A 6,298-nucleotide genomic window follows, 5' to 3' on the forward strand; every position below is an offset into this window, starting at 1 on the left:
GGCTTCTTCGGCTGGATCAAGAACCTGTTCGGCGGCGCTCCCGCGCCGGCCCCGGCGCCTGCTGCGGAGGCGAAGGTCGCCGAGCCGGCCCGGAAGGAACGCGGCGAGCGCGGTGATCGTGACCGCAATGCCCGTGGCGACCGCAACCGCCGTGGCGAACGCGGCGATCGTGCCGAGCGCGGCGACCGCGCCGAACGGGGTGATCGCAACGAGCAGAAGGCCCGTGACGGCAAGCCGCGCGGCGAAGGCAAGCCGCAGCAGGAAGGCCGTGGCGACCGTCCGGAGCGTGGCGAGCGTGCGGACCGCGCCGAACGCGGTGACCGTGGCGAGCGCGGCGAGCGCGGCGGTGACCGCAACCGTCGCAACGAGCGCGCCGACAAGCCGGATCAAGCCGTCGAAGGCGCTCCGCGCCAGGAACGCGCGGAGCGCGGCGATCGTCCGGAACGGGGCGAGCGCGGTGATCGTGGCGAACGTGGCGAAGGCCGCCGCCGCCGCGAGGAGCGCGCCGCCGAGGTGACGCAGGAGCAGCTCGCGCCGCTGGCCGGCACCGAGGCCGCCAACACCGAGTCGCCGATCGCCTTCGCCGACACCCAGCCGCTGGAAACGCCGCTGGGCGAGGCCGGCGAGGAGCGTCAGGGCCGTCGCCGTCGCCGTCGTGGCAACCGCGGTGAGCGTGGCGCGGAAGGCGTCGAGGGCGCCGAGCAGGTCGAGGGCACGCTGGTCGAAGGCCAGGCGCCGGAAGCCGGCGAGGCCTCGTTCGCCGAGGGCGCCGAGTCGGCTGCCGCGCCGGTGGTCGAGGGCGAAGGCGCCGCTGAAGCCGTGGACGGCGCCGAGGGCGAAGGCCGCGGTGAAGGCCGCCGCCGTGGCCGGGGCCGCGACCGCTATCGCCGCGACCGCCGCGAGGGCGAAGGGGCTCAAGCCGAAGGCAGTGACGGCGCGAACGGCCTGATCGCCGAGGGCGAGGTCGCCTCGCCGGCCGTGGCCGCGCTGGACGGCATCGTGCTGGACGCAGGTGCCGCGCCGAAGCAGCTGGAACTGGGCGAATCGCCGAAGCAGGCTCCGGCACAGGCCGTGGCGCCGGCAGCGCTGGCTGCAGCGCCGGCCCCGGTGGCTGCCGCGCCGGCCGTGCCGCGCTTCGAGCTGCCGATGACCCAGCTCAGCGCCGTTGCCGAAGGCGCCGGCCTGGTCTGGGTCAACAGCGATGCCGACAAGATCGCCGCCGCCCAGGCCGCGATCGCCGCCGAGCCCGCCCCGGCCCCGCTGGGCCGCGAGCCGGCACCGGTGGTGGTGGTCGACGACGGCCCACTGGTGCTGGTCGAGACCCGGAAAGACCTCAGCCAGTTCAAGCTTCCGTTTGAAGCCTGATTGACGGCATGAACGCCCTCTCCCGCTTGCGGGAGCGGGCGGGGGTGAGGGCCAGCCACCGCTGAAGCGCCTGACGGCGCTCCCCTCACCCCTCCCTCTCCCCGCAAGCGGGGCGAGGGGGTTAGACAAAGGCACCAGCCAGTCCCCACAGCCGCCGAGGCACCCCCCGGCGGCTTTCCTTTTGGGGCGTCACGAGCGCCCGACCTGACGGAGACAGACCTTGAACACCTCCACCATCGCCGCCCCGGGCGGCGCGGCCGGCAGCGCGGCGCAGACCGCGCCCAAAATGCCGCCGCAGATCCCCTACATCATCGCCAACGAGGGCTGCGAGCGCTTCAGCTTCTACGGGATGCGCAACATCCTGACCGTGTTCCTGATGACCAGCCTGCTGCTGGCCATTCCGGAGCCGCTGCGCAAGGGCGAAGCCAAGGAGGTGTTCCACACCTTCGTGATCGGCGTCTACTTCTTCCCGCTGCTGGGCGGCTGGCTGTCCGACCGCTTCTTCGGCAAGTACAACACCATCTTCTGGCTGAGCCTGGTGTACTGCGCCGGCCACGCCTGCCTGGCGATCTTCGAGAACAACCTGCGCGGCTTCTACTTCGGCCTGTTCCTGATCGCGCTGGGCTCGGGCGGCATCAAGCCGCTGGTCAGCTCCTTCATCGGCGACCAGTTCGACAAGAGCAACCGCACGCTGGCGCAGAAGGTCTTCGACGCCTTCTACTGGATCATCAACTTCGGCTCGTTCTTCGCCTCGCTGCTGATGCCGATCTTCCTGGACCGGTTCGGCGCCAGCGTCGCCTTCGGCATCCCGGGCGCGCTGATGTTCCTGGCCACGCTGATCTTCTGGAGCGGGCGCCGCAAGTACACCCACGTGCCGGCCGGCCAGTCGCACCGCGATCCCCATGGCTTCCTGAAGGTGGTGCGCACGGCACTGCTGGCGCAGGCGCCGGGCCAGGGCCGCGGCGGCCTGATCGTGGCCGGCCTGGGCGTGGTGCTGGCGATCGGCGCGCTGGCCCTGACGCCCAACCTGGGCTTCGTGATCGCCTTCTGCTCGGCCCTGGTGCTGGCGATGGGCTTCGGCGGCATCGGCGCCTGGATGCAGCTGGAACGCGCCCGGGCGGCGCATCCGGCCGAGGCGGTCGAGGGCGTGCGCCAGGTGCTGCGCCTGCTGGTGCTGTTCGCGCTGGTCACGCCGTTCTGGTCCCTGTTCGACCAGAAGGCCTCGACCTGGGTGTTGCAGGCCGACCAGATGGCCAAGCCGGAGTGGTTCAAGTCCTCGATGATGCAGGCGCTCAACCCGGCCCTGGTGATGATCCTGATCCCGTTCAACAACCTGGTGCTCTATCCGCTGCTGGCCCGCCTGGGCCTGAAGGTGACGGCGCTGCGCCGCATGGGCGCGGGCATCGCCTTCGCGGGCCTGGCCTGGATCGTGGTGGGCGGACTGCAGCTGTGGATCGACGGCGGCCATGCGGTCGACATCACCTGGCAGGTGCTGCCCTATGCGCTGCTGACGCTGGGCGAGGTGCTGGTGTCCGCGACCGGCCTAGAGTTCGCCTACAGCCAGGCGCCGCTGGCGATGAAGGGCGTGATCACCAGCTTCTGGAACCTGTCGGTCACCATCGGCAACTTGTGGGTGCTGCTGGCGAATTCGAGTGTCAAGGGCGCCACGGTGACGGCCTACATCCAGTCGACCGGCACCAGCGTGACGGCCTTCCAGATGTTCTTCTTCGCCGGCTTCGCGCTGCTGGCGGCAATGCTCTTCGCGCTGTACGCGCGCGGGTACCGCATGCAGGACAACTACCGGGGCTGAGGCCTCCCACTCCCGCTGAACCGACAACAGGAAGCGACAACGATGAACCGACTCCTCTCGCTGGCCGCCGCGCTGGCACTCCAGGCCGCGATCGCGACGCCGGTGGCGCTGGCGCAGGCCAGCGTCAAGCTGAATCTCGTGCCGCTGCCGTCGGTGCGGCAGCAGGTCGACCTGACCATGGACACCCGCATGAACATGTCCATGCGGCTGCCGGAGAACGCGCCCGAGCAGGCACGTGCCGAGGCCGAGCAGCTCAAGGCTGCCATGCCGATGACGATGACCATGGCGATGCGGCAGACGCTGTCGACCTCCCCCAAGGCGGCCGACGGCAGCTACACGCTGGAGGCCGAGATGGCGACGCTCAAGAGCGAGATGCGCAATGCGGCCGGCCAGCCGCAAGCGCTGCCGCCACCGATGACCTTCCGCTTCACCGCGCGGCTGAAGGACGACCAGTTCGAGCAGATCGACATGCAGTTGCCTGCCGCCGCCGCGTCGCAGGCGCTGAGCAAGGAGCTGCAGGAGCAGATCTTCAACCAGAGCTTCGACTGGATGCGCAAGTTCAACGGCGTGACGCTGAAGGTCGGTGAATCGGTCGAGGTGCCGGTGGAGATGAACCTGCCGATGGGCGCCTCCAAGCAGCTCGGCAAGGTGCTGGGCCGCTACACCCTCACCGGCGTGCGCCAGGGCGTCGCGTCGTTCGATGTGGCCGTGACGATGGCGATGGACGTCGCGCTGCCGGTGTCGTCGCCGGCGTCGGCGGCCTCCGCGCCCGCCGCCACCGCTTCCGGCCCGACGGACCTCACCGCTCCGGCGCCGGCCGCGTCCGCGCCGGCCGAGGTGAAGGGGTCGATGACCGCGAATGGCAGCGGCAAGATGGACATCCGCCTGGCCGACCGTCTGATGCTGCGCAGCACGATGTCGATGACGATGGGCATGGACATGGCGGGACCGCAAGGCAAGCTGCTGCGCATGGACACCCAGATGACGATGGCCAGCACCGGCAAGGCCTTGCCCGCCGCGAAGAAAAAGACGGCGCCGGCCAAGCCCGCGACCAAGGGCTGAGCACCGCGCTCCCCGGCACCCGACCAGACCGCCCCCGGGCGGTCTTCTTTTTGGGCGCCCGGCTCAGCCATGCACCGGAACGAGAGGGATGAGTCGGTGCGCCGGCAGCGGGAGCGGCCGGCTCAGGGCCGGCGCAGTTCGCGCATGCCGGGCAAGGTCGGGATGACCTCGCGCATCACCTGCTGGAAGGCTCGCAGCCGCGCGGGCTGCAGGCGGCGCGACGGATAGACCAGCGAGATCGGCAGCGGCGTCGCGCACCAGTCCGGCAGCAGGCGCACCAGGCGTCCCTGCGCGAGGTCGTCGATGACCGCCCATTGCGACACCAACGCCAAGCCCAGGCCGCGCCGCGCGGACTCGATCAACGCGAACAGGCTGTCCGTGCCCAGCCGCGGCCGGAAGCGGATGTGCAGACGGGCGTCGCCGTTCGCGGCGCGCAGATCGATGCCGTCCCGGTAGAAGGCCAGCAACGCCAGCCACGGCTGCGCGCCGAGCAGCGCCGCGATCTCCTCCGGCGTCTTGCGGTCCAGGCCCTTGGGCAGCTTCCTCGCCAGCGGCGGCGCGGCCACCAGCACCCGCGGCACCTCGGCCAGCTGCGAGGCGATGAGGTTGGGCTGGCTGATCTCACCGACGAGCAACGAGCAGTCGACGTTCTCCCGGCTGAAGTCCGGCAACTGGTCCTGCAGCATCCATTCGACCGACACCCGCGGATGCCGTGTCAGGAAGGCGGCCAGCGGCTCGATCAGCTGGCTCTGCCCGAAGGCATGCGGCACCCGCAGCCGCAGCGTGCCGGAGAGCTCTTCCCCGCCATCGAGCTCCTCGGCCAGCGCCTGCCAGCCGTCGATCAGCTCCTGGGCCTGCGCAGCGCAGCGCTCGCCCTCCTCGGTCAGGCGCAGGCCGCGTGTCGAGCGCTCCACCAGCCGCGCGCCCAGCAGCGATTCCAGCATCTGCACCCGGCGGCTGACCGTCGGCTGGGTGGTGGCGAGCTGCAGCGCGGCCGCCGAGAAACTGCCCGCCTCCGCGACGCGGAGAAAGGTCTGCAGCAGCGCAAGGCGGTCCTGGCCGCCGTCCCGGACAAGGTCGTTCATGGGGCGCTTTATACGCCGGACGTATGGCCGCTGTGCGCGCTGGGCCGGTTCCGCCGTCGGGCGCCGATCCGAAGAATGCGAGGCATCCGCGGTGCAGACGCGCCGCCCGATCGTTCCCCCGCTTCTTCGATACCCTCCGGGAGTTGCCATGTCCACCCTGCCGTTGACCTCGACACCGACCTTGACACCGACACCGATCCCCGCCGCCTCGCCGCCAGAGGCTGGCACCACGCCCTCGGCGCCGCTGATCGTGCTGCTGGCCGCATCGGCCGGCCTGGGCGCTGCGTCGCTCTACTACAGCCAGCCGATCCTGGCCCCGCTGGCCGAGGATCTGCATGCCTCGACCGGCGGCATCGGCGCGGTGCCGATGCTCACCCAGCTCGGCTACGCCGCCGGCATCCTGCTGCTGACGCCGCTGGGTGACCGCTTCGATCGCCGCCGCGTGATCCTCACCAAGTTCGTGCTGCTGATCGCGACCCTGCTGATGAGCGGCTTCGCACCGGGCTTCGCGCCCTTCCTCGTCGCCAGCGCGCTGCTCGGACTGACGGCGACGCTGGCGCAGGACGTGGTGCCGATGGCCGCCGCGCTGAGCCCGGCCGAGCACCGTGGGCGCATCGTCGGCCAGGTCATGACCGGGCTGCTGCTGGGCATCCTGCTGTCGCGCGTAATGAGCGGCGTCATCGCCGACCTGCTCGGCTGGCGCTGGGTGTACGGTCTGGCGGCGCTGGCGCTGACCGTCGCGGGCCTGGCGAGCTGGCGCTGGCTGCCGTCCTCGCCACCGGCGATGCGCACCACGTATGGCGGCCTCCTGCGCTCGCTGGGCGGCCTCTGGCGCGCCTGGCCGACGCTGCGTCGCGCCGCCATCGCGCAAGCCCTGCTAGCCGTCGCCTTCAGCGCGTTCTGGTCGACGCTGGCGGTGATGCTGCATGCGCGCTTCGGCCTGGGCAGCGCGGTGTCGGGCGCTTTCGGACTGGCC

4 protein-coding genes and 1 pseudogene are annotated in these 6,298 nt (G+C 71.1%); 4 read left to right on the forward strand and 1 reads right to left on the reverse strand.

Annotated elements, in window-relative coordinates:
- The 3 genes and pseudogenes from CS062_RS26465 to CS062_RS24650 form a co-directional block, all read left to right on the forward strand.
- A pseudogene (locus CS062_RS26465) lies at positions 1 to 1,365 on the forward strand (Rne/Rng family ribonuclease); the annotation flags it as partial.
- A 286-nt stretch (positions 1,366 to 1,651) separates the two neighbouring features.
- A complete protein-coding gene (locus CS062_RS24645; protein WP_099864474.1) occupies positions 1,652 to 3,175 on the forward strand; it encodes a POT-type proton-dependent oligopeptide transporter in 1,524 nt (507 codons plus the stop codon).
- 42 nt (positions 3,176 to 3,217) lie between these two features.
- Complete coding sequence (locus CS062_RS24650) at positions 3,218 to 4,237, forward strand: hypothetical protein (RefSeq protein ID WP_099864471.1); 1,020 nt, start codon at positions 3,218 to 3,220, stop codon at positions 4,235 to 4,237.
- A gap of 122 nt (positions 4,238 to 4,359) precedes the next feature.
- Here CS062_RS24650 and CS062_RS24655 read toward each other — a convergent pair whose 3' ends face one another.
- Positions 4,360 to 5,322: a LysR family transcriptional regulator gene (locus CS062_RS24655; RefSeq protein WP_099864472.1), complete on the reverse strand. Its 963-nt coding sequence runs from the start codon at positions 5,320 to 5,322 to the stop codon at positions 4,360 to 4,362.
- 148 nt (positions 5,323 to 5,470) lie between these two features.
- Between CS062_RS24655 and CS062_RS24660 the strand changes: the two genes are divergently transcribed.
- Positions 5,471 to 6,298 (forward strand): MFS transporter (locus CS062_RS24660; RefSeq protein WP_143742509.1); only part of this gene is annotated, 828 nt, incomplete at its 3' end.

The sequence above is a fragment of the Roseateles chitinivorans genome (genome assembly GCF_002761755.1).
In the GTDB taxonomy this organism is placed as follows: Bacteria; Pseudomonadota; Gammaproteobacteria; order Burkholderiales; family Burkholderiaceae_C; genus Roseateles; species Roseateles chitinivorans.

Excerpts from the sequence above, each read along its gene's own strand:
- CS062_RS24645 (WP_099864474.1), top strand. The coding sequence starts at position 1,652 with ATGCCGCCGCAGATCCCCTACATCATCGCCAACGAGGGCTGCGAGCGC.
- CS062_RS24650 (WP_099864471.1), top strand. The coding sequence starts at position 3,218 with ATGAACCGACTCCTCTCGCTGGCCGCCGCGCTGGCACTCCAGGCCGCG.
- CS062_RS24655 (WP_099864472.1), bottom strand. The coding sequence starts at position 5,322 with ATGAACGACCTTGTCCGGGACGGCGGCCAGGACCGCCTTGCGCTGCTG.